Source organism: Streptomyces yatensis (assembly GCF_018069625.1).
Taxonomy (GTDB): domain Bacteria; phylum Actinomycetota; class Actinomycetes; order Streptomycetales; family Streptomycetaceae; genus Streptomyces; species Streptomyces yatensis.
This window is the reverse complement of record NZ_CP072941.1, coordinates 9,722,235-9,746,309: the sequence shown is the minus strand read 5'-3', so window position 1 is coordinate 9,746,309 and position 24,075 is coordinate 9,722,235. Positions and strand designations below refer to the sequence as shown.

At 73.7% G+C, this 24,075-nt stretch carries 7 protein-coding genes; 5 read left to right on the top strand and 2 right to left on the bottom strand.

Annotated features, from left to right (window positions below; genetic code table 11):
* Positions 1-59 precede the first annotated feature (59 nt).
* Positions 60-797, top strand: coding sequence for an SDR family oxidoreductase (locus tag J8403_RS40520; protein WP_211127537.1), 738 nt, complete (start codon positions 60-62; stop codon positions 795-797).
* A 16-nt stretch (positions 798-813) separates the two neighbouring features.
* On the opposite strand, the gene J8403_RS40515 is transcribed toward J8403_RS40520, so the two are convergent.
* Positions 814-1,128: a hypothetical protein gene (locus tag J8403_RS40515; protein WP_211127536.1), complete on the bottom strand. Its 315-nt coding sequence runs from the start codon at positions 1,126-1,128 to the stop codon at positions 814-816.
* Positions 1,125-1,538 carry a helix-hairpin-helix domain-containing protein gene (locus J8403_RS40510; protein ID WP_211127535.1) on the bottom strand — a complete coding sequence of 138 codons (414 nt, stop codon included), beginning with the start codon at positions 1,536-1,538 and terminating at the stop codon, positions 1,125-1,127. The genes J8403_RS40515 and J8403_RS40510 overlap by 4 nt, the downstream gene beginning before the upstream one ends.
* 379 nt (positions 1,539-1,917) lie before the next feature.
* On the opposite strand from J8403_RS40510, the gene J8403_RS40505 reads away from it, so the two are divergent.
* The 4 genes from J8403_RS40505 (at position 1,918) to J8403_RS40490 (ending at position 24,065) form a co-directional block, all read left to right on the top strand.
* A complete protein-coding gene (locus tag J8403_RS40505) occupies positions 1,918-2,670 on the top strand; it encodes a hypothetical protein (protein ID WP_211127534.1) in 753 nt (250 codons plus the stop codon).
* A 14-nt stretch (positions 2,671-2,684) separates the two neighbouring features.
* Entirely contained in the window at positions 2,685-3,884 is a 1,200-nt protein-coding gene (locus J8403_RS40500; protein ID WP_211127533.1) for a copper amine oxidase, read from the top strand.
* Positions 3,885-3,933: 49 nt separating this feature from the next.
* Positions 3,934-5,292 carry a serine hydrolase domain-containing protein gene (locus J8403_RS40495; RefSeq protein ID WP_211127532.1) on the top strand — a complete coding sequence of 453 codons (1,359 nt, stop codon included), beginning with the start codon at positions 3,934-3,936 and terminating at the stop codon, positions 5,290-5,292.
* 134 nt (positions 5,293-5,426) lie between these two features.
* The gene (locus tag J8403_RS40490; RefSeq protein WP_211127531.1) at positions 5,427-24,065 is read left to right on the top strand and encodes a non-ribosomal peptide synthetase; all 18,639 of its coding nucleotides are present in this window, start codon (positions 5,427-5,429) and stop codon (positions 24,063-24,065) included.
* Positions 24,066-24,075 lie beyond the last annotated feature (10 nt).

Below are 24,075 nucleotides of genomic sequence, written 5' to 3'. Positions count from 1 at the left end.
GTAGGCCATCGCCGCCTCCCCCCTTTTTTCCTGCAATCCTCCTGGGAGGACTCCCCATGATGTCCGGTATCGAAGGCAAGGTCATCGCCATTACGGGCGCGAGCAGCGGCATCGGCGAGGCCACCGCCCTGCTGCTCGCCGAGCGCGGCGCCAAGGTCGTCCTCGCCGCACGGCGGTCGGACCGCATCGAGGCACTGGCGGCCCGGATCACCGAGGCGGGCGGCGAGGCCGTCCCCGTGGTCACCGATGTGAAGCGGCGCGCGGATCTGTCCCGGCTGGTCGCGACGGCGCGCGAGCGGTACGGAAAGCTCGATGTGCTGGTCAGCAACGCCGGTATCAGCCCGATCTCCGCCCTCGACGATCTGCGCGTCGAGGACTGGGAGGCGATGATCGACGTCAACATCAAGGGCGTGCTGTACGGCATCGCCGAGGCCCTGCCCGTCTTCCGTGAGCAGGGCTTCGGGCATTTCGTCCACACCCTCTCCACCGCCGGGCTGAAGATCGTGCCGCAGATGGCGGTCTACGCCGGGACCAAGAACGCCGTACGCGCCATCTCCGAGGGGCTGCGCCAGGAGGCGGGCGAGTCGCTGCGGGTGACCACCGTCTCGCCGGGGTTCACCGAGACCGAGCTCGCGCATTCCATCACCGACCCGGACGCGAGGAGCCAGATCCAGGACTCCATGGCCAAGATCGCGATGCCGCCGAACGCCATCGCCCGCGCCATCGCGTACGCCATCGAGCAGCCGTCCGGTGTCGACGTCGGCGAGATCGTGGTCCGCCCCACCGCACAGAGCTGAGCCCCGCGCCCGACGGTCAACCGCCGGGCGTACGGCCGGTGTCCAGCAGCGCGGCATGGACGGCCGCGGTGAGAACCACGGCCGCCAGTGTCCATGAGATCCAGTCGCCCGGGTCGGGCAGCCACTGGCGGCCGAGCGCGATCGGATAGATGGCCACCGCGTACCCGGCGGGTACCGTGCGCGGCACGATCCCCTTACGGGCGGCGCCGAGGAACAACAGCGGCGCCAGCAGCCCGGCGGAGAACACCACGGCCACCACCCACAGCACCCGGTGGCGCCGGCCGGTGTACAGCGTGGGCCGCGCGGATGTTCCGGTGGAATATTCGTTCACGATGGCCTTTCGCTCGGTGCGGCGTGCAGACGATTGAGTGCGTGGTGTGCGCTCACGGCGCCGATGCCTTCCAGATCGCGAAGCTGGCGCGCGGAGAGACTGGAGAGTAGTTCGAGATTATCGATACCTGCTCTGAGTAATGCATTGGCCAAACGATGTCCGATTCTGTCGTGTCCAAGGGCATCGAAAAGTTCGCCGCCCTCACAGGAACCACAGCGCCGTCCGGACTCGCTCGGCGCCTTTTCCCGAACGCCGCACCCACCGCACATATCGATCACCCGGTCATCCCAGCGCGCCCTGGACCAGCTCATTTTGACGATGGCCTCGCGAAGCGCACCGATGCTGTCGGCCGCGGAGGAGGAATGAGTGGCGCCACAGATGTCACATCGAATGGTGATCGAATGGCTCATGTGAGCATGATGGCAGAGCGGCTTCCAACGGGCCTTCCCCGTCATCGCTTTGCGGCCGTTCGGCCACCCATCGAGACATGCGTTTCTCACAGCCGCTTGATGACAAATGCGACTGTTACGCCGCCCGGAGTGGTGAAAGCGTGAGCCATCAGTGGACAGCGAAGTGTCCGGGGGGAGTCCGCGCGAGCCGTCGTCAGCGGCTTGAATCCCGTCGGTGCGGACGGGGAACGCACCAGCGACAATCCGGGATCCGGCCGAGTGCTGTCACCGCGAGCCCCACCGGGCTCTCCTGACCGACAACGGAAACGGCTGGGTGATGAGAGACAACGCCACTGACAGGGGCGACGATACGAGGGGGCGCCGTCTCCGGCGATGGCGCGTGTCCGCGGCGCTGGGTGTGACGGCGGTGCTGGCGGGCGGCGGAATCGCCGCGCTCCAGGCGGCCGGATCCCCCGCGTCCGATGCCCCGGAGCCCGCGGCCGTCGTCGCCGCGCACTCCGGCCGGCTGACGCCCGGGGAATCGCGCGAGGCGTCCCGCATCGCTGTCGGCGCCGCCACCCGGCCCGGGACCGCGCCCGCGCGGGGCGGCCAGGACGCGAAGCAGGACACCGCGGGCGGGGAGCGGAACGCCGCGGGCGGTTCCGGCGCCGAGCCGCTGGACACCCGCCGTCCGCCCCGGGCCAAGTCGGCCTCCTCCGCCGCGGACAGCCGGGCCGAGGTCCAGCTCTACGACTACGCCTCGGACACCCTCATCACCCGGCTGGTCGATCTGCGCACCGAGAAGGTCCTCGACACCGCACGTCAGCACGGCGTCCAGCCGCCTCCCACCCTGGCCGAGGCCCGTGAGGCGGTGAAGGTCGTCCTGGCCGACCGCCGGCTCGGCCCGGGTATGCGCGAGTCCTACACCTCGCAGACCGGGAAGCGGCTGACCTCGCCCTCCCAACTGCGCCTCCAGAGCATGTCGTTCCTCGGCTCCCGCGCCAAGGGGGTGGACGGCGCGCGGAAGGTGTCCCGGTGCGGTGAGCACCGGTGTGTGCAGCTCTTCGTGCGCCTTCCGGGTGGCAAGTGGATCGACACCAGCCGGATCGTCATCGATCTGTCGGCCAGGCGCGCCGCCGTCATCGGCCTGTGAGGGGAGCCTTTTCCGTGTCCAGTCTGTTTCGGCGTGCCCGTGTGCTGGCCGCCGTGGTGGGATTGCTGGCCCTGTGGGTGCCGGGCCCGGCGTCCGCCGCACCCGCGAGGGCCTCGGCGGCCCCGTCCTGCCCCGCCGCGGATCGTATCGACACCACCCTGAAGAACGGTGCCCGGTGGCAGATGTGCTGGGACATCGACCGCAACACCGGTGCGGTGCTCAGCGATGTGATCTACACCCCGAACCGCGGCACCCCCACCCGAGTGCTCAAGAGCGCCTCGCTCGCCGAGGTGCATGTGCCCTACGACAGCGGTCAGCCGCGCTTCTACGACGTCTCCGCGATCGGCTTCGGCGATCTGGAGCAGGGCACACTCACCCCGCTCAGCGCCAAGGACTGCCCCGACGGGCGGCTGCACGACTTCCGGGACACCCCCGTGCTGTGCGCCGAGGAGCAGCCCCGGCCGTTCGCCTACAAGAGCGCGGTGGAGAAGGGCGTGCTGCACGGCACCGACCTGGTCGTGTTCTCGGTCTCCGAGATCGGCTGGTACGACTACATCACCGAATGGCGCTTCTCGGACGACGGTGCCATCACGCCCCGCTCGGGCGCCACCGGAAGCCTCTCGCCGTTCCAGTTCTCCGACGCGAGCAGCGGCTGGCCGACCGGGGTGGGCTCCACCCGGTTCAGCGAGAACCACTCGCACAACATCTTCTGGCGGCTGGACTTCGACGTCGACGGACAGTCGGCGAACACCGTGGAGCAGTACGACTACCTGGGCAGCGGTACGGCCGAGCGCACCACCAAGCGCACCGTGCTCTCCCGTGAGACCGCGGCGGACCTCGCGCCCACCCGATTCTGGCGGGTGGTGAACCCGAGGGCCGAGAACTCCGACGGCCACGCCAAGTCCTGGGAGATCGACAACCACCACAGCGATCAGTACCGGGGTCCGCACGAGACCGAGGAATTCACCCACCACGACATGTACTTCACGCAGTACCGGGAGTGCGAGCGGCTGGCCTACGGCAACACCGCCCCGGACTGCGCCACCTCGGTCGACAAGTACACCGGCGGCGAGAAGCTCACCGACCCGGTCGCCTGGGTCAGCGTCGACTTCCACCATGTGCCCAGGGACGAGGACCAGGACCCGATGCCCACCCACTGGCAGGGCTTCACGATCGTGCCCCGGGACGTCACGGCCACCAGCCGGCTGCCATGACCCGGCCCCTGTCGCCCATCCCGTTCCGTCCCCCGGCAAGGAGTGCACCGTGTTACGTCCGACCCCGGCACCGTCCGTCGAGCGGTCGAAGATACGCCGCGTCCTCGAGGACCGCCTGACCGCCCTGGCCCGCGCCCATCAGGTGCCCGGCGCCCAACTCGCCGTCCACACGGGCGGGATGACGCTCGCCGTGGAGACCGGCGTCCTGGACGCGGGGACCGGCGAGCCGTTCACCGCCGAGGCGGCCGTGCCCATCGGCTCCGTCACCAAGGCGTACACCGCGACCGTGGTGGCGCTCCTGGTGGCGGACGGCGATGTGGAGCTGGACGATCCGCTCGGCGAGCATGTGCCGGAGCTGCGGCGGGCCGGTCCGCCGTGCACGGTGCGCCAGGTGCTCAGCCACACCGCGGGGCTGCCGTCCGGGCCCGACTCGGACCAGGTGGCTTCGGTGACCGCGGCACGCTATCTGCTGGACCACTGCACCGACCGCAGCCTGGTGATGCCCCCGGGCACGGACTTCTCTTATTCCAACGCGGGCTATGTCGCGGCGGGCCGGCTGATCGAGACGGTCACCGGGATGAGCTGGCAGGAGGCCATGCGGTCGGTGCTGCTCGATCCGCTGGGCACCGTGCCGTCCTTCATCGGCACCGCCGCCACCCCGCACCGGCCGACCGCGCGCGGCCACTCGGCCAACACGGCCACGGGCAGGACGAGACCGGTGCGGCAGAACCTCGCCCCCGCCGAGGCCGCGGCCGGTGCGCTGCGGGCCAGTGCCCTGGATCTGGTGGCGCTGGGCCGGGCCCATCTCGGTGACGGCCCGCCGGGGTTGCCGCCCCGTGAGCTCGCGGAGGAGATGCGCCGCCCCGTGCCCGGTGCCGACCCCGGTGTGCTGGCCGACGGCTGGGGCCTGGGATGGGCGCTCTTCCGGCACGGCGAGACGCTGTGGTTCGGGCACGACGGCAACGCCCAGGGCACCTCCTGCTCGCTGCGGGCCGATCCCGCCACGGGCGTGGTGATCGGCTTCACCGCCAACGCGGGCGGCGGCACCGAGCTGTGGAACGAGCTGACCGATGTCCTCGGCGAGGTCACCGGCGTCCGGGTGCCCGCCAGCCCCACCCCGCGCCATCCGGCCACCCCCATGGCCGTGACCTCGCAGTGCACCGGGATCTATCTCAACGGCGACATCGAGTACCAGGTGACCATCGGCGACTGCGGTGGCCTCGCCCTGTCCGTGGACGGCGACCTCCCCGCGCCGCTGGTCTGCCATGAGGACCTCACCTGCGATCTGGTGGACCCCTCCTCCGGACGCCGGATCCCCGGCGGGCGCTTCGTCCGCGATCCGCGGACCGGCGCCGTCGACCGGATCCAGCTCTCGGGCCGGATGGCCCGTAAGAGCGCCCTGGTCTGAGGCCCACCGCCCACCCGCACGGCCGTCTCCCCACATCTCCCCCGGCCAGGTGCGGGCGCCACGGCTCGGCGCCGCCATGGCCCGAACCGACACCCATCCGCCCGTTCAACCGCTCTGAAGGGCCACACCCCGCCATGACGGACCACTACGCGACCTCATCGGTGTCCGCACCCCAGGATGTCCCGGACCTGCCTCCGGCGGCGTGGAACGCCACGGACCGTGCCGTCTCCCGTGCGCCGCTCGGCGAGCTCTTCGCCGTCTGGGCCAGGCGCACCCCCGAGGCGCCGGCCCTGGTGGCGGACGACCGCGAGTGGTCCTTCGGCGAGGTCGAGAGCTGGGCGAACCGGCTGGCCCACCACCTCATCGGGCGGGGTGTGGGACCGGAGCGGGTGGTGGCCCTGGTCCTGCCCCGCTCGGCCGAACTGGTGGTGGCCGAGCTGGCGGTGGCGAAGGCCGGCGGCGCGTACCTCCCGATCGATCCGGCGCATCCCGAGGAGCGCCGGGCCATGATGCTGGCCGACGCCCGGCCGGTGGCCGTGCTCGACGACCCGGCGCGGATCCGGGAGTTGGCGGCCGGGCCGGGCCCCGATCACGCGCCCGGCCGGGCGGACCTGCTCGGCCCGCTGCTCCCCGAGCATCCCGCGTATGTCATCTACACCTCCGGCTCCACCGGTGTGCCCAAGGGCGTGCTGGTGCCGCACGCCGGTCTGGGGAACTTCTCGGCCGCGACGACGGCCCACTACCGGGTCCGGCCGGGCGACCGGGTGCTGCAGTTCTCCTCGCCGAGCTTCGACGCCTCCGTGCTGGAGCTGTGCTCCTCCCTGCTCGCCGGGGCGGCGCTGGTGGTGCCCCCGCAGGGGCCCCTGCTGGGCGCCGAGCTGGCCGCGGTGCTGCGGGAGAAGCGGGTGACCCACGCCCTGATCCCCCCGGCGGCGCTCGCCACCGTGCCCCCGGAGGAACTCCACGACGGGCTGCCCGACTTCCGCACCCTGATCGTGGGCGCGGAGGCCTGCCCCGCCGATCTGGTGGACGTGTGGGCGCCCGGGCGGCGGATGGTCAACTCCTATGGCCCGACGGAGGCCACGGTCGTGGCCACCTGGACGGACGCCCTGGCGGCGGGCTCCGGCGCCCCGCCGATCGGCCGTCCGCTGCCCAACACCCGGGTGTTCGTGCTGGACGAGGCGGCGCGGCAGGTGCCGGTCGGCGTCACGGGAGAGCTCTGCGTCAGCGGCGCGGGCCTGGCCCGCGGCTATCTCGACCGGCCGGGGCTGACCGCCGAGCGCTTCACCGCCTGCCCCTTCGGACCGCCCGGCTCCCGGATGTACCGCACCGGCGACCTGGTCCGCTGGAACGCCGACGGTGAACTGGAATTCCTCGGCCGGGCCGACCACCAGGTCAAGATACGCGGCTTCCGCATCGAACTGGGCGAGGTGGAGGCCGCGTTGGCCCGCCACCCCCGGGTGGGCACGGCCGTGGTCACCGTACGGGAGGACGAGCCCGGCCAGAAGCGGCTCGTCGCCTATCTGGTGCCGCCAGGCGGCGGGACCCCGCCGAAGGCCGCGGAGGTGCGCGCCGCGGCGGCCAGGGTGCTGCCGGCGCATATGGTGCCGTCCGCCTATGTGGTGCTGGACGCGTTTCCCCTCACCCCGCATCGCAAGATCGACCGGCAGGCGCTGCCCGCCCCGCGCTCCGCGCCGGACGGCCACTCCCGCCAGGTCGCCCCGCGCACCCCCGCCGAGGAGGCCCTGGCCCGCATCTGGTCCGAGGTGCTGCCGGTGGACACGGTGGGCGTGGAGGACGACTTCCTGGGCCTGGGCGGTGACTCCATCCTCGGGGTGCGGCTGCTGACCCGCGTCCGGGCCGAACTGGGCGTGGAGCTGTCGCTGCGCGACCTGCTCGACGCCAGGACGGTGGCACGGCTGGCCGGCCGGCTGCCCGCCGGGACCGCCGACGGGCCCGGCGCGCCCGAGGAGCCGATCCCGCACGCGCCGCGCGACCGTCCGCTGCCGCTGTCCTCCGCCCAGCGCCGGCTGTGGTTCCTGGACGATCTGACCTCCGGCGGCACCGAGTACAACACCGGTGCCGGGCTGCGGCTCGACGGCCCGCTGGAGGTGGCCGCGCTGCGCCGGGCGCTGGACCGGCTCGCCGGCCGCCATGACTCCCTGCGCACCACCTTCGCCACCGTGGACGGGCACGGGGTGCAGCAGGTGGCCGCGCACGGAACCGTTCCGCTGGACCGGGTCGACCTCGGCGGGCAGCCGGCACGGGAGCGGGCCGAGGCGCTGGAGCGCACCCTGACCGGCGAGCTGAACCGCCCCTACGACCTGCGGCAGGGGCCGCTGACCAGGGCGCTGCTGATCCGGCTCGCCGACGAGGAGCACATCCTGCTGCTGGCGCAGCATCACATCGTCACCGACGGCTGGTCGGTCGGGGTGCTGGTGCGCGAACTGGCCGCGCTCTACGCCGCCGAGGTCTCCGGAACCGCCGCCGAACTCCCCGAACCCGCCCTGCAGTACCCGGACTTCGCGCTCTGGGAGCGCGGCCGCCCCGCCTCCGCCCGGGAGGACGCCGATCTGGAGTACTGGCGGGCCCGGCTGGCCGGGATGCAGACGCTGGAGCTGCCCACCGACCGCCCGCGCCCACCGGTGCGCACCACGGCGGGCGAGGTGCACCGCCGTGAGCTGCCCGCCGAGCTGGTGGCGGGGCTGTCCCGGCTCGGCAGGGAGCGGGACACCACGCTCTTCACCCTGCTCGCGTCCGCCGTGGCGGTGCTGTTCTCCCGCTACTCGGGCCAGCGGGACATCGCCTTCGGCACCGTCACCGCCGGACGCCACCGCGAGGAGCTGGAGTCGGTCGCCGGATTCTTCGTCAACACCCTGGTGCTGCGCGCCGATGTCGACGGGGACAGCACGGTCGAGCGGTTCCTGGACGCGATGCGCGAGACGGTGCTGGACGCCTTCGGCCATGACCGGCTGCCGTTCGAGCGGGTCGTGGAGGAGCTGGCCCCGCGCCGCGACCCCAGCCGCAATCCGCTGGTGCAGGCGCTGGTGGTGCAGCAGAGCGCCATGGTGCCCGCCCAGGAGGCGGGGGGTCTGCGGATCAGCGAGCACTCCCTGCCGCGCCCGGCGGCGCGGTTCGATCTGGTGCTGGAGTTCCTGCCCCGCGACGACGGTTCGCTGGGGCTGACCGTCGAGTTCAACTCCGATCTGTTCGACACCGCCACCATCGAGCGGATGGCCGGGCATCTGCACCGGCTGCTGACCGCCATGGTGGCCGATCCGGGCGCCACCCTGGTCGAGCTGCGGATGCTCGCCGACGCCGAGTGGCATGCGATGCTCGACGCCTGGAACGGGCCGGAGCAGACCGCCATCGAGGCCACCCTGCCCGAGCTCTTCGCCGCCCAGGTGGCGCGGCGACCGGCCGCCACCGCCGTGACCTGCCGGGACACCAGCCTCTCCTACGACGAGGTGAACCGGCGCGCCAACCGGCTGGCGCGGCTGCTCATCGCCCGGGGCGCCGGTCCCGAGCGGCTGGTGGCCCTCGCCCTGCCGCGCTCGGCCGAGCTCGTCGTCGTCCTGCTGGCGGTGCTCAAGGCGGGCGCCGGCTATCTGCCGGTGGACCCCGGCTATCCGGCCGAGCGCATCGCGTTCATGCTGGCGGACGCCGCGCCCTCGACCATCCTCACCACCACCGGGACGGCCGGCTGTCTGCCCGCGGACGCCGCACCGCTGGTGCTGGACGACCCGGCGGTCCGCGCCGAGTGGGACGGGCTCGCCGACGGCGACATCACCGACCGGGAGCGGATCCGTCCGCTGGACCCGGCCCATCCCGCGTATGTCATCTACACCTCCGGATCCACCGGCCGGCCCAAGGGCGTGGTGGCCACCCACAGCGGCGTGGCGGGGCTCGCGGCCTGGGCCGAGGCGGAGCTGGGCCGCGAGCGGCTGACCGATGTGGTCGCCTCGACCTCGCTCAACTTCGATGTGTCGGTCTTCGAGATCCTCTGCCCGCTGCTGGCCGGCGGCAGCGTCGAGGTGGTGCGGGATCTGCTCGCGCTCACCGATCCGGGCGGGCGGCCACGTGCGCGGGGGCTGCTCAGCGGGGTGCCCTCGGTGTTCTCCCGGCTGCTGGGCGAGGATCCGCCGGCGGTCCGGGCCCGGACCGTCGTACTGGCGGGCGAGGCGCTGCCCGCCCAGACCGTACGGGACATCCGGGAGGCCATGCCGTCCTGCCGGATCGCCAATCTGTACGGGCCGACCGAGGCCACGGTGTACGCCACCGCCTGGTTCTGCGACGGCCGGGCGCCGTCGCAGGCCCCGCCGATCGGCCGCCCGGTCGCGGGCACCCGCGCCTATGTCCTGGACCCGACGCTCCGGCTGGTGCCGCCCGGGGTGACCGGTGAGCTGTATCTGGGCGGGCAGGGCCTGGCCCGGGGCTATCTGAGGCGGCCCGGGCTGACCGCCCACCGCTTTCTCGCGGACCCCCTGGGGCCGCCCGGCAGCCGGATGTACCGCACCGGTGACCTGGTCCGCTGGAACGGCGAGGGCCGGCTGGAGTACATGGGCCGGGCCGATGACCAGGTGAAGATCCGCGGCTTCCGGATCGAACTGGGCGAGGTGGAGACGGCGCTGCTGCGCCACCCCGACATCGCCGGGGCCGCCGCCGTCGCAAAGGAGGCGGACGGTCATACGCGGCTGATCGCCTATGTGGTGGCCGCCGCGGCCGCCGCACCCGACTCGGCGGGGCTGCGGCGGTTCCTGCGGCGTTCGCTGCCCGACTACATGGTGCCCGCCTCGGTCGTCGTCCTGGAGCGGATGCCCCTGAACCCCAACGGCAAGCTGGACCGCGCCCGGCTCCCCGAACCGGACTGGGCCGAGGCCGCGGCACCGGGCTATGTGGCGCCCCGCACCGCCACCGAGCGGACCCTGGCGGCGGTCTGGGCCCGGGTGCTGCGGGTGGAGCGCGTGGGGGTGGAGGACAACTTCTTCTCCCTCGGCGGCGATTCGATCCTCAGCATCCAGCTGGTCTCCCAGGCGCGGCAGGCCGGGCTCGCCGTCACCTCGCGCGATGTCTACCGCCACCAGACGGTCGCCGCGCTGGCCCTGCATCTGGACACCACCACCGCCCCGGCCGGGCCGCCCGGCTCCGACGGGGACGTAACGGCCACCGGGGAGCTGCCGCTGACCCCCATTCAGCACTGGCTGTTCACCACCGACCCCGAGCGGGCCGGCCACTTCAACCAGACCATCTCCCTGGTGCTGCCCGAGGACGTGGACGAGGACGCGCTGCGGCACGCCCTGGACGCGCTGGTGGCACACCATGACGCCCTGCGCTCCCGCTTCCACCGCCGGGACGACGGCTGGCACCAGCGGATCGAGGACGCGGCGGCGGTCCGCGTACCGCTGACGGCCACCGGCGGCGCGCATCTGGGCCGCTTCGACCTGGCCGGGGAGCCGCTGCTGCGCGCGGTGCTCGACCGGGACGCCGGGCCGCGCCCGGTCCTCCATCTCACCGTCCACCACGCGGTCGTGGACGGGGTGTCCTGGCGCGTCCTCCTGGAGGACCTCGACAGCGCCTACCGGCGGGCCGCCCACGACGAGGGGGCCGGACTTCCCGCGAAGTCCTCCCCGCTGCGCCGCTGGGCGCTGCGGCTCACCGCCCATGCGTCCGAGGGCGGATTCGCCGACGAGGAGGCGTACTGGACCGGCCTGGCCGGGGTCTGCGACCCCTCGCTGCCGATGGACCTGGACGGGCCGAACACCTATGCCTCGGCCCGGTCGGTCACCTTCCGGCTCGGCCCGGAGGAGACCGCCGCGCTGCTCCAGACGCTGCCCGAGGTCTACCGCACGCAGGTCAACGATGTGCTGCTGAGCGCGCTGGCCCGGGTGCTGCACCGCTGGACCGGGCGCCCCCGGGTGCCGGTGGACGTGGAGGGCCACGGCCGCGAGGAGCTCTTCGCGGACCTGGATCTGTCCCGTACGGTCGGCTGGTTCACCACCCGCTTCCCGGTGGCGCTCGACCTCCCGGACGGCGGCTGGGGCACGGTCCTCAAGTCGGTCAAGGAGCAGATGCGGGCCGTGCCACGGCGTGGTCTGGGCTACGGCGTGCGGCGCCATCTGCTCGACGGCGAGGGCCTTCCCGACGGCCCCACGGCCGGGATCAGCTTCAACTACCTCGGCCGGTTCGAGGCGCCGGGCGGTGGCGACGGCCTGTTCCGCGGCCTCCACCGGGAGCTGGCCCTGGACGCCGACCCGGCCTCGCCGCGCCCGCATCCGCTGGAGGTGGTGGGCCGGGTCGAGGGGAACGACCTGGAGTTCACCTGGTTCTACTCCGGGAATCTGCACCGGGAGGAGACGGTCGCCCGGCTCGCCGGGGAGTTCCGCGAGGCGCTGTGCGAGATCGCCCGGCACGGCAGCGCGCCAGGAGCGGGCGGCCGCACCCCGTCCGACTTCCCGCTCGCCGCGCTCGACCAGGCCGCCGTGGACCGGCTGGCGGGGAACGGCGGCACGGTGGAGGACATCTACCCGCTCACCCCCACCCAGGCGGGCATGCTGTTCCACAGCCTGGCCCAGGACGACCGGCGCGCCTACTTCCAGCAGCTCAGCTTCGTCCTCGACGGGGTGCCCGATCCGGCGGCGCTGGCCGCGGCCTGGCAGCAGGTCGCCGACCGTACGCAGGTGTTGCGCGCCCGTGTGGTGTGGGAGGGGGTGCCGGAGCCGGTCCAGGTGGTGGAGCGCGGGGTGCGGATCCCGGTCACCCTGCTCGACTGGCGTCATCTGTCCGGGCCGGACGAGCGCCGGGAGGAGCTGCGGAGGTTCCTCGCCGAGGACCGGGAGCGCGGTCTCGACCTGGCCGCCGCTCCGCTGACGCGGCTGGCGCTGGCCCGGCTGTCGGCCACCGAGGTCCAGGTGGTGTGGACGTTCCACCATCTGATCCTGGACGGCTGGAGCCTCTTCCAGGTGCTCTCCGATGTCTTCCACTGCCATGCGCGGGCACGTGACGGGGCGTCCGGCGCGGCCCTGGCCACCGGTCTGCCCGGCCGCCGCCCGTTCGGCGACTATGTGGCGTGGCTGCGGGAGCGCGACGGGGCGCTGGCCGAGGAGCACTGGCGGGCCCGGCTCGGCGACCTCACGGAGGCCACCCCGCTGCCGTATGACCGGGAGCCCACCGAGACCCATCACGCCGAGTCCACCGAGGACATCCGGCTCACCCTGCCCGCCGCCGCCACCAGTCGCCTTCAGGAGCTGGCCCGGGGCGAGGGGCTCACCCTGAACACGGTGGTGCAGGGCGCCTGGGCGCTGCTGCTGGCCCGGCAGTCCGGCCGCGAGGACGTCGTCTTCGGCACCACGGTGTCCGGACGGCCGCCGGAGCTGCCGGGCGTGGAGACGATGAACGGGCTGTTCATCACCACCGTGCCGACCCGCCTCACGGTGCCGGCCGGCTCCACCCTGCTGTCCTGGCTGGGCGAGGTGCAGGCCGGGCAGACCGAGGACCGGCGGTTCGACTTCGTACCGCTCACCCGGCTGCGGTCCTGGACCGGTCTGCCCGAGCGGGTGAACCTCTTCGACTCCATCGTGGTCTTCGAGAACTATCCGCTCGGCGACGACCTCGCCGCCGCCCACGGCCTCGCCCTGCGCGAGCTGGAGGGCGTGGAGACCACCAACTACCCGCTGTCCCTGGTGGTCTATCCCGGCGCCGAGCTGGCGCTGCGGCTCGGCTACGACCCGGCGCTGTTCGATGCGGCCACCGCCCGGCGGGCGGCGGAGTACCTGACGGTGCTGCTGACGGCCATGGCCGACGGCCCGGACCGGGCGCCCGCGCGCCTTCCGATGCTCACCTCCGTGCGGCGCCACCAGGTGCTCAGGGAGTGGAACGACACGGCGGTCCCGCTGCCCGAGTCCACGGTGGCCAAGATGTTCGCCGACCGGGTGCGGAGCGCGCCGGACGCGACGGCCCTGGACGGCGCGGCGGGCCCGGTGAGCTACCGGGAGCTGGACGCCCGCGCCAACCGGCTGGCCCACCGGCTCATCGGCCACGGCGTCGGGCCGGAGCGTCCGGTGGCCGTTCTGATGGACCGGTCGGTGGAGCTGGTGGTGGCGCTGCTGGCGGTCGTCAAGGCGGGCGGGGTGTACGTACCGCTGGACACCCGCGCCCCCGAGGACCGGCTGCGGAGCGTGCTGGCGGAGGCGGGGGCCGAGCTGCTGCTGACCGACCGCGCCTGGGAGCGCACGGCGGCGGACGTCTCCGGCGCCGGGCGGACCCTGGTGGTGGAGTCCGGCGGCAGCGCCGGCGAGGGCCCGTCCGAGCCGCCGAGCGTGGCACTCTCCCCCGACAACGCCCTGTATCTGATGTTCACTTCGGGCTCCACCGGGCGGCCCAAGGGGGTCGCGGTGCGCCACCGCGATGTGACCGCCCTCGTGGCGGACCGCGCCTTCGCGGACCACGACCGGGTGCTGGTGCACTCGCCCCAGGCGTTCGACGCCTCGACGTACGAGCTGTGGGTGCCGCTGCTGCGCGGCGGCCGGGCCGTGCTGGCGCCCGCCGGGGACGTGGACGCGGACACCGTGCGCCGGGCGATCGCGGAACACGGGGTGAGCTGTCTGTGGCTGACCGCCGGGCTGTTCCGGCTGATCGCGCAGGAGGCGCCGGAGGCGCTGCGCGGCGCCCGGGAGGTGTGGACCGGCGGTGAGGCGGTGCCCCCCGGGGCGGTGCGCCGGGTGCTCGCGGCCTGCCCGGAGCTGACGGTGGTGGACGGCTACGGACCCACCGAGACCACGACCTTCGCCACCCGGCGCTCCTTCGGCGCCGGGGAGGAACTGCCGCGCTCGCTGCCCATCGGACGGCCGCTGGACAACACCCGGACGTACGTCCTCGATGGCGCCCTCCAGCCGCAACCCCCGGGCATTCCCGGGGAGTTGTACATCGCGGGCGCGGGGGTGGCCCGCGGCTACCACGGCCGTCCCGGCGCCACCGCCGAGCGGTATGTGGCCGATCCGTTCGGGCCGCCCGGCTCCCGGATGTACCGCACCGGGGACATCGTGGCCTGGACCGACGACGGTGAACTGCGCTTCCAGGGCCGCGCCGACGACCAGCTGAAGGTCCGGGGCTTCCGCATCGAGCCCGGCGAGATCGAGGCCGCGCTGGCCCGCCACGAGGCCGTGGCGCAGGCGGTCGTCGCGCTCGCCCGCGTGGGCGACCGCACGCTGCTGACCGGCTATGCGGTGCCGGTCCACGGGGCCGAGATGCCCGGCGCCGGGGAGCTGCGCGCCTTCCTGGGCGCCCTGCTGCCCGACTACATGGTGCCCTCGGCCTTCGTCTCCCTCGACGCGCTGCCGCTGACCCGCAACGGCAAGGTGGACCGCCGCGGGCTGCCCGCGCCCGACCCGGACGCGGCCGGGACGGCGGGATACGTGGCGCCCCGTACCGACACCGAGCGGACCCTCGCCGAGATCTGGGGCACCCTGCTGGGCCGGGAGCGGATCGGCGCCGAGGACAACTTCTTCCATTTGGGCGGGGATTCGATCCTCAGCATCCAGGTGGCCTCCCGCGCCCGGCAGGCGGGGCTGGCCCTCACCCCCCGCGAGCTGTTCCGGCACCCCACCGTCGCCTCGCTCGCGGCCGTCACCACCCCGACGGCGGCGCCCGCCGCCGACACCGGGCCGGTGACCGGTGAGGTGCCGCTCACCCCGATCCAGCACTGGTTCTTCGGTATGCGGACCGCCCGGCCCGGCCACTTCAACCAGTCCGTGGTCGTCGAACTCCAGCGGGATCCGGACCTCCGCGCGCTGCGCGCGGCGCTCGACGCGCTGCTGGTCCACCATGACGCGCTGCGGACGCGGTTCGAGACCCGGGCCGACGGAAGCCACCGGCAGTACTGCCCGCCGCCGGAGCCGACGGGCACGGCGCTCCTGCGGGAGGACGACCTGTCGGGGCTCGGCACACCGGAGCGGCGGGCCGCCGAGGACGCGGCGATGGCGGAGGCCCAGGCCGGATTCGACCTGGCCCGGGGTCCGCTGCTGGCCGCGCGGCTCTTCCACCACGGAGACGGGCAGCGGCCGACGCTCTTCCTGACCGCCCACCACCTCGTGGTCGACGGTGTCTCCTGGCGAGTGCTGCTGGAGGACCTGAACACCGCGTACCAGCAACTCCTCACGGGCGGGCGGGCCGACCTCGGCCCGCGCACCACCTCCGTACGGGACTGGTCCCACAAGCTGACCGAGCACACCGCCACCGGCGGATTCGACGCCGAACTCCCCCACTGGCGGGCGGTGTCCGCGGAGTGCGCCGCCGGGCTGCCCGTGGACGGCGAGGGCGACAACACGGTGGCGTCCATGGCCCAGGTCACCGTCCGGCTGGACCGGGAGCGCACCGACGCGCTGCTGCGGCAGGTCCCCGAGGTCTACCGCACCCGCGTGGACGATGTGCTGCTCACGGCGCTGGGCCGGGTGCTCGGCGACTGGACCGGACGGCGCCGGATCGCCGTGGACCTGGAGGGCCACGGCCGGGAGGAGCATCTGCTGGACGGGGTGGACCTGTCCCGCACCGTCGGCTGGTTCACCAGCCTGTACCCGGTCGCCCTGGACCTCGCCGAGGGCGGCTGGGGCGAGACGCTCAAGTCCGTCAAGGAACAGCTGCGGGCCGTTCCCTCGCACGGCATCGGCTACGGCGCGCTGCGCCGTCTCGACCCCGCCTCGGGGCTGCGGAGCGCGGCGGAGCCCGGCATCAGCTTCAACTACCTCGGCCAGTTCGACTGGTCGGCCACGGCCGAGGACACCGAGGACTCCGGTCTCGTCCGCACCGTACGGGACGGTCTGGGCGGGGACGCCGCGCCCGACACCGTCCGGGCCCATCTGCTGGACGTCGTGGGCCGGGTGGAGCACCGGTGCCTGGAGATCACCTGGTACTACGGCTCCGGGACGCACACCGAGGAGACGGTGGCCGGGCTGGCGCGGGGGATGCTGCGCGCGCTGGAGGAGATCATCGGCCACTGCGCCGACCCCGCGGCGGGCGGCCGGACCCCGTCCGACTTCCCGCTGGCCCGGCTGGACCAGGCCGCGGTGGACCGGATCGCCGCCGACGGCCGGGCGGTCGAGGACATCTATCCGCTGACCCCGACGCAGGCCGGGATGCTGTTCCACGGGCTGATGGATCCGGCGTCGGACACCTATCTCAACCAGGTCCAGCTGACGCTGACCGGGGCGCGCGATCCGCAGGCGCTGGCCACCGCCTGGCGGCACACGGTGGACGCCAATCCGATCCTGCGCACCCATCTGGTGTGGGCGGAAACCGCGGAGCCGCTGCAGGTCGTGACGCGCGGGGCGAGGCTCCGGATCGTCCACCACGACTGGACGCAGCGGCCCGAGGAGTGGCGCGAGGCCGAGCTGCTCCGCATGCTCGCCGAGGACCGGGCCGAGGGGATCGACCTGGCCACGGCGCCGCTGATGCGGCTGGCGCTGATCCGGCTGTCCGCCGACGAGGTCCGGATCGTGTGGACCTTCCACCATGTGCTGCTCGACGGCTGGAGCGCGGCACAGGTCTTCGACGAGGTCTGCGAGCGGTACGCGGCGCTCACGTCGGGCCGGGCGCCCGTGGTCCCCGCCCGCCGGCCGTTCCGCGAGTACCTGGGCTGGCTCGGCGAGCAGGACACGGCGGAGGCCGAGCGGTACTGGCGTTCGGCGCTGGCGGGGTTCGCCTCGCCCACCGAACTGCCCCGTGACCGGCCCGCGTCGGAGGCGCACCGCACCGCCTCGTCGGGCTCGCACCGGGTCGCCCTCGGCGCCGAGGAGTCCGCCCTGCTCCGTACGACGGCGCAGCGGGGCGGGCTGACCATGAACACGGTGGTGCAGGGCGCGTGGGCGCTGCTGCTGTCCCGGTACAGCGGATCCGAGGACCTGTGCTTCGGCACCACCGTCTCGGGGCGGCCGGCCGCGCTGCCGGGGGTCGAGTCCATGGTCGGGGTGTTCATCAACACCATCCCCACCCGGGTCCGGGTGGCGGGGCGCAGCAGGCTGCTGGACTGGCTGCGGGAGCTGCAGTCGGCGCAGTCGGAGGCCCGGCTCTTCGAGTCCGTGTCCCTGGCCCAGCTGGGGAGCTGGAGCGAGGTGCCCGGCGGGATGAGCCTCTTCGACTCCATCGTGGTCTTCGAGAACTACCCGTTCGACAGCGAGGCCATCACGGCTCACGGCCTGGGCATCCGGCAGGAGCGGGACGTGGAGCCCACCAACTTCGCGCTCAGTGTCGTGGTGGCACCCGAGGAGCGGCTGTCGATCTCACTCGACTACGACCCCGCGGCCTTCGACGCCCCGACGATCGAGCGGCTGGGCGCGTGTCTGCGCACACTGCTGGAGGAGATGGCGGCCGATCCGGAGCGCCGGCTGGACGACCTGCCGCTGATCGGTGAGGGCGAGACCCGCGGGATCCTCGACCGCTTCAGCGGCACCGTCGCCGCCGCGCCGCACACGGTGCTGCCCGCGCTCTTCGAGGCACAGGCGGCCCGTACCCCGGACGCGGTGGCGGTGCTGGGCGACGGCGGACGGCTGACCTACCGGGAGCTGAACGAGCGCGCCAACCGGCTCGCCCGGCTGCTGATCGCCTCGGGCGCCGGGCCGGAACGGTTCGTGGCCCTCGCGCTGCCGCGCACCCCGGAGCTGGTGGTGGCCGTGCTGGCGGTGCTCAAGAGCGGGGCCGCCTATCTGCCGGTCGACCCGGCGTATCCGGCGGAGCGGATCGCCTTCATGCTCGGCGACATCGCCCCGGACACGGTGGTGACCACCGGGGACGTGGCGGACCGCATCCCCGCCGGGGCGAGCGCCCGGATCCTGCTGACCGACGCGGAGTGCGGCCGGCGGCTGGCCCAGCTGCCGGCCCACGACATCGACGACGCCGAGCGGCGCTGCCCGCTGGATCCCGGCCATCCGGCGTACGCCATCCACACCTCGGGGTCGACCGGTACGCCCAAGGGCGTGGTGGTCACCCATGCGAGCGTGGCGGCGCTGGCCGCATGGGCGCGGGAGGAGTTCGGCGCCCAGGGGCTCTCCCATGTGGTGGCCTCGACCTCCCTCAACTTCGATGTGTCGGTCTTCGAGATCATCTGCCCGCTGCTGACCGGCGGCGCCGTCGAGATCGTGCGCGATCTGCTCACCCTGACCGAGGGGACGGAACCCTGGACGGCGAGCCTGATCAGCGCCGTGCCCTCGGCGCTCGGGCAGGTGCTCGGCAAGGGGTCGGTCTCGGTGACGGCCGGCACGGTGGTGCTGGCGGGCGAGGGGCTCGCCGCCCGCACCGTCCAGGAGGTCCGCGCGGCCATCCCCGGCTGCCGGGTGGCGAACATCTACGGACCCACCGAGGCGACCGTCTACGCCACCGCCTGGACCTGCGACCCCGCCGATCCCGACCGCACCCCGCCCATCGGCGCCCCGGTCGCCGCCACCCGGGCCTATGCGCTGGACGCGCGGCTGCGGCCGGTGCCGGTCGGTGTGCCGGGCGAGCTGTATCTGGCGGGGCCGGGCCTGGCCCGGGGGTACTTCGGCCGGCCGGGGCTGACCGCGCAGCGGTTCACGGCCGATCCGTTCGGCCCCGCGGGCGGCCGGATGTACCGCACCGGCGACCTGGTCCGCTGGGACGAGCGGGGGCAGCTGGAGTACCTCGGCAGAACGGACGACCAGGTCAAGGTGCGCGGCTTCCGGATCGAACTGGGCGAGGTCGAGGCCGCGCTGGCCCGCCACCCCGATATCGCCGAGGCGGCCGCGACCGTCGTCGACACCGGCGGTCACAAGCGTCTGGCCGGCTATGTGGTCCAGGTCCCCGGCGCCCCGCCGGTGGACACCGCCGCGATCCGCGCCTTCCTCACCACGAGCCTGCCGGACCATATGGTCCCCTCGGCCCTGGTCGTCCTGGACCGGCTGCCGCTGGGGTCCAGCGGCAAGCTGGACCGGCGTGCGCTGCCCGCGCCCGTCTGGGCGGCCCGCGCCACCGGCCACGTCGAGCCGCGCACGGAGACCGAGAAGGCCCTCGCCGCCATCTGGGCGGAGGTCCTCGGGGTGGAGCGGATCGGCGTGGAGGACAACTACTTCGCCCTCGGCGGCGATTCCATCCTCAGCATCCAGATCGTCTCCGCCGCCCGGCGGGCCGGAATCGAGCTGACCCCGCGCCATCTCTTCGTCCACCAGACGGTGGCGGAGCTGGCCACGGCCGCGCGGGAGGCCCCGGCCGCGGCGCCCGCCCACGAACAGGACCCGGTCGTCGGGGAGGTGCCGCTGACCCCGATCCAGCACTGGCTCTTCGAGCAACTGCCCGGCACGGCAGGGCACTTCACCCAGTCGATCACGGCCGAGCTGACCGCACCGGTGGACGAGAACGCGCTGCGGGCCGCCCTGTCCACGGTGGTGACCCACCATGACGCCCTGCGGCTGCGCTTCGAGCGGACCGAGGACGGCGCCGTACGCCAGTACAACGCCCCGCCAAAGGACCAGCCGGTGCTGGACCTCCACGACCTGTCCTCCGTGGCGCCCCGGCGGCGGGAGGCGGTGATGCGGGAGACGGCGGCGCGGATACGGGCCGGGTTCGACCTGGCCCGGGGGCCGCTGCTGCACGCGGCGCTGTTCACCCGGGGCGAGGGGGAGCGGCCCGTACTGCTGCTGACGGCCCACCATCTGGTGGTCGACGCCGTCTCCTGGCGCATCGTGCTGGAGGACCTGGACACCTCCTACCGGCAGATCGCCGCGGGCCGGACGGTGGAGCCGGGTGCCAAGACCACATCGTTCCGCACCTGGGCACGGCGCCTGAGCGAGCACACGGCCGCCGGGGGCTTCGACGCCGAGCGCGGCCACTGGGCGGCCGCCCGCGGCTGCACCGACCTGCCCACGGACGGCGAGGGCCCCAACACCGCCGCCTTTGAGGAGGAGGTGACCGTCCGGCTCGGCGCCGAGGAGACCCGTCTGCTGCTGCAGGAGGTGCCGGGCGCGTACCGGACCCGGGTCAATGACGTCCTGCTCTGCGCCCTGGGCCGGGTGCTGGCCCGCTGGACCGGCCGGGACCGGGTGGCGGTGGCCCTGGAGGGGCACGGCCGCGAGGAGATCTTCGAAGGCGTCGATCTGTCCCGTACGGTCGGCTGGTTCACCAGCATGTACCCCGTCGCGCTGGAGACGCCCGCCGACTGGGGGCTGGAGCGGACGCTGAAGGCCGTCAAGGAGGGGCTGCGCGCGATCCCCGGAAACGGCCTGGGCTATGGCGCGCTGCGCCATCTGCCCGGCGCGGCCGCCGCCGGCCTCCCCGCCGCCCCGAAGATCAGCTTCAACTACCTCGGGCAGCAGGACTGGGAGCCGCCCGCGGCGGATGGTCTGCTGCACGCCCTGACCGGCGGGCTGGAGGGCGATATGAGCCCCGAGGCGGACCGGCCGCATCTCCTCGATGTGATCGGCCGGGTGGCGGACCGCCGGCTCGAGCTCAGCTGGTCCTACTCCCGGTCGCTGCACCGGCGCGCCACGGTGCGCCGGCTCGCCGAGGAGATGGTGGAGGAGCTGCGGGCCATCGTGCGGCTGTGCACCCGCCCCGACGCGGGCGGGCGGACGCCCTCGGACTTCCCGCTGGCCGCGCTGGACCAGGCGACCGTCGACCGGCTGGCGGGCGACGGCCGGGACGTGGCCGATATCCATCCGCTGACCCCGACCCAGTCCGGGCTGCTCTTCCACGCACTGGCCCAGCGGGACCAAGGGCTCTATGTGGAGCAGGCGACGTTCGTCCTGGACGGGGTCGCCGACTCCGGGGTGCTGGCGGCCGCCTGGCAGCATGTCGTGGACCGCACCCCGGTGCTGCGCGGCGAGGTGGTGGTGCACGATGTGGCCGAGCCGCTGATGGTCGTGCGCCGCACCGCGGTCGTACCGGTCGAGGAGCTGGACTGGACCGGCCTCACGGATGCCGAGCGCACGGCCGCGCTGGAGCGGCTGCTGGAGCAGGACCGCGCCCGCGGCATCGACCTCGCCGCGGCCCCGCTGCTCCGCGTGACCCTGGCCCGGCTCTCGCCCGGTGAGGTGCGGGTGCTGTGGACCTTCCACCATGTGCTGCTGGACGGCTGGAGCGTCTTCCAGGTGCTCGGCGATGTCTTCGCCGCCCATGCCGCCCTGGCCGCCGGTGAGCAGCCGAGACTGCAGGCCCGCAGGCCGTTCGCGGACTATGTCGCCTGGCTCGGCCGTCAGGACCACACGCGCGCGCAGGCGCACTGGCGGCAGGCCCTGGAGGGATTCACCGCTCCCACTCCCCTCCCCTATGACCGCAGGCCGACGCCGGAGATCGCGACCCGGTCCTCGCATTGGCTGTCGCAGCGACTCGGTGAGCAGAACACCGCCGCCCTGCAGGACTTCGCCCGGCGCCACCGGCTCACCATGAATACGATCGTGCAGGGCGCTTGGGCGTTGCTCGTATCCCGCTTGAGCGGCGAATCGGACGTCTGCTTCGGGACGACGGTCTCCGGGCGGCCGGCGGAGCTGCCCGGCGCGGACGACATCACCGGCATCTTCATCAACACCCTCCCGGTGCGGTGCGCGGTGGCGGGCGCCGCCGGGACCGCCGCCTGGCTGCGGGAGCTCCAGGCCGAGCAGGCGGACGCGCGCGGCTTCGGCCATGTGCCGCTGTCCGAGCTGCGGGGCTGGAGCGAACTCCCGGCCGGGGTGGACCTCTTCGAGAGCCTGGTGGTGTTCGAGAACTACCCCATCAACAGCGCCGCCGCGGCCGAGCACGGGCTGCGGGTGCGCGATCTGAACGCCCTGGAGTCCACCAACTACGCGCTGACCGTGGTGGTCTCGCCCGGATCCGAACTGTCGGTGGAACTCGGCTACGATCCGCGGCTGTTCGAGGAGGCCACCGCCGAGGCACTGGCGGACCGGCTCACCCATCTCCTCGGCGCGCTGGCCGCGGCCCCCGACGAGCTGCCGCTGGACCACATCGACGTCCTCCCGGCCGCCGAGCGCCACCGGCTGCTGGTGGACTGGAACGACACCGCCCGGCAGGTGCCCGAGGCGACATGGGCCGAGCTGTTCGAGGCGGCGGCGGACCGCGACCCGGACGCGGTGGCGGTGGACTCCCTGCGCCTGCGGCTGACCTACGCGGAGCTGGACGACCGGGCCAACCGCCTCGCCCACCACCTCATCGGGCAGGGCGTGGGCCCCGGGCGGATCGTCGCGCTGGTGCTGCCCCGGTCGGTGGAGTCCGTCGTCGCCCGGCTCGCGGTGGCCAAGGCCGGGGGCGCCTATCTGCCCATCGATCCCGACTACCCGGCCGAGCGCGTCGAGTTGATGCTCAAGGACTCCGCCCCGCATCTCGTGATCGAGCGGGCCGCCGAGCTCCGGACCCCGGACGGCCCGGCGCACCGCCCCACGGATCAGGACCGCCTCGGCCCCGTCCACCCGGACGACCCCGCCTATGTGATCTACACCTCCGGGTCCACCGGAACCCCCAAGGGAGTGGTCGTCACCCACCGCGGGATCGCCGGGTTCGCCACCGCCGAGGCCGAGCACTTCCAGGTGCGGCCGGGCGACCGCGTGCTGCAGTTCTCCTCGCCCGGCTTCGACGCCTCCGTGCTGGAGCTGTGCATGGCACTGCCGTCCGGGGCCGCCCTGGTGGTGCCCGAGCCCGGCCCGCTGCTGGGCGGCCACCTCGCGGAGATCCTGCGGCGGCAGCGGATCACGCACACCCTCATCCCGCCCGCCGCGCTCGCGACACTGCCCACCGGCACCGAGCGGGAGCTGCCCGACCTGCGGACACTGATCGTGGGAGGCGACGCCTGCGGGGCGGAACTGGCCGCCCGGTGGGCGCCGTTCCACCGCATGATCAACGCGTACGGGCCGACCGAGACCACCGTGGTGGCCACCTGGTCCGAGCCGCTCGACGCCAACGGCGCCCCGCCGCCGATCGGGCGGCCCCTCCCCAACACCCGGGTCCGGCTGCTCGACGCGCGGCTGCGCCCGGTGCCGGTGGGTGTGCCCGGCGAGCTGTGGGTCAGCGGTCCCTCGCTCGCCCGGGGCTATCTGGGCCGCGCCGGGCTGACCGCCGCCCGCTTCCTCGCCGACCCCTTCGGGCCGCCCGGCTCCCGGATGTACCGCACCGGCGACCTCGCCCGCTACGACGCCCAGGGCCGCCTCCACCATCTGGGGCGCGTCGACCACCAGCTCAAGCTGCACGGCCATCGCATCGAGGCCGGTGAGGTGGAGACCGCCCTGTGCGGCCACCCCGCGGTGGCGGAGGCCGTGGTGACGGTGCGGGAGGACGAACCCGGTGTGCGCCGGCTGGTGGCCCATCTGGTCCTCGCGCCCGGGGCCGCCGCCCCGGCCGACACCGAGCTGCGCACCCAGCTGGGCCGCACGCTTCCCGGCCCGATGGTCCCCTCGGCGTTCGCCGTGCTGGACCGGCTGCCGCTGACCGAGAACGGCAAGACCGACCGCGCGGCGCTGCCCGCGCCCGGCCCCGTCACCACCGCCGCCGCACCGGCCGGCCATATCGCCCCGCGCACCCCCACCGAGGAGGTCATCGCGGAGATCTGGTCGGCGGTGCTGGGGGTGGCGCCGGTCGGCACGGAGGACGAGTTCTTCGCCCTGGGCGGAGACTCGGTCCGCAGCCTGCTGATCGCCTCCCGGGCCAAGGAGGCGTTCGCCGTCGATCTGACCCCGCGGGACATTCTGACCGCGCGCACCGTCTCCGCCCTCGCCGACCTGGTCGAGGAGCACATCCTGCGCGAACTCGAAGACGCCGCTTCCGGCGGCAGCGACCACGACGACCGGTGAGGAAGGACGA

Excerpts from the sequence above, each read along its gene's own strand:
- J8403_RS40520 (WP_211127537.1), top strand. The coding sequence starts at position 60 with ATGTCCGGTATCGAAGGCAAGGTCATCGCCATTACGGGCGCGAGCAGC.
- J8403_RS40510 (WP_211127535.1), bottom strand. The coding sequence starts at position 1,538 with ATGAGCCATTCGATCACCATTCGATGTGACATCTGTGGCGCCACTCAT.
- J8403_RS40490 (WP_211127531.1), top strand. The coding sequence starts at position 5,427 with ATGACGGACCACTACGCGACCTCATCGGTGTCCGCACCCCAGGATGTC.